Below are 1304 nucleotides of genomic sequence, written 5' to 3' on the forward strand. Positions count from 1 at the left end.
TCAGACTCTTCTCGTACTATTGTGTCTGCAGGCTTAGGGTTGAGCGTATGAATAAGTGTCATTACTTCTTTAAGCTCATCTTCTTTGAGCTTCGTTTTTTTCATTAATGTACGGTAGTCACGAGCAGCTAACAAATCAATGTGCTCGGTTAAAATCATTTTTGTTTCATCAATAAAAGGCGTGCCTTTATCAAATTGATTTAACTGAATACACAAACACTCTTGTAAGCTACGTGCCGCAATACCCACTGGGTCAAATAGCTGAATGCGCTTTAATACAGCTTCTATTTCGTCAAGTTCAACCTCAACGTCATCGTCGTTATCTTGATTAAAGCTCTCTAAAATCTCTTCGCAGCTGAGTGTCAGTATGCCTGAATCATCCACCGCTTCTACAATAGCAATAGCAATGGCTTCATCTGTAGGGCTAAATGGCGTTAATTGTAATTGCCACATTAAGTACTCGTGAAGCGTTTCAGTTGATGCGCCCTGATATATAGACTCATCTTCAGGCATTGGGCCTGAAGATGATGCAGGGGCTGCACTCATGTACTCATCCCAGCTAACGTCCATTGCCATGTCGTCACTTACGGTATCTTTAGCAAGCGCTTCACCACTGTCTTGTTCATACTCGCTAGGGGCTTCATCGGCAGATACGGTTACTGTAACTTCATCGTTATCCGCTTTTTGCTCATTTTTGCCCGCAAGATCATCGGCATAGTCTTGCTCCTCAACCTCAAGTAATGGGTTGCTGTCGAGCGCTTCTTGTATTTCTTGCTGAAGATCCAATGTACTTAATTGCAGCAAGCGAATAGCTTGTTGCAACTGAGGTGTCATTGTAAGTTGCTGGCCCATGCGCAGCTGTAGTGATTGCCTCATGTATCTCTAACAATCCTTTTAAGTTGTTATAATTAATACTAGCAGATGCTTATAAATAAGGCGTAAATGTTACAGCCTAAATTGCTCGCCTAAATATACATCGCGTACAGTTTTATCATTTAATACGTGTTCAGGGGTACCAGAAGCAATTAGTTCCCCATGAGAAACAATGTAGGCTTTTTCGCAAACATCAAGGGTTTCTCTTACATTGTGGTCTGTTATTAATACGCCAATCCCACGGTTTTTCAGGTGTTCAATAATTTTTTTAATATCTAATACTGAGATAGGGTCAACACCGGCAAATGGTTCGTCTAGCAAAATAAACTTTGGATCTGCGGCTAAAGCACGTGCAATCTCTACTCGGCGACGTTCTCCGCCCGATAATGCCATACCTTTGCTGTCGCGAATGTGTTGAATGCTAAATTCATC

The 1304-nt window shown here is 41.7% G+C and carries 2 protein-coding genes; both read right to left on the minus strand.

The annotated features are described in order from the left end of the window. Nucleotides 1–875: RNA polymerase factor sigma-54 (locus BCG07_RS12345; protein ID WP_502694072.1), on the minus strand; the 875-nt coding region annotated here is incomplete at its 3' end. A gap of 69 nt (nucleotides 876–944) precedes the next feature. After that, nucleotides 945–1304, minus strand: a 360-nt coding sequence (locus BCG07_RS12350; protein ID WP_286890359.1) for an ATP-binding cassette domain-containing protein, incomplete at its 5' end; no start/stop codon positions are given.

Origin of the sequence: Pseudoalteromonas sp. ESRF-bin5 (assembly GCF_002632075.1) — a bacterium.
In the GTDB taxonomy this organism is placed as follows: domain Bacteria; phylum Pseudomonadota; class Gammaproteobacteria; order Enterobacterales; family Alteromonadaceae; genus Pseudoalteromonas; species Pseudoalteromonas marina.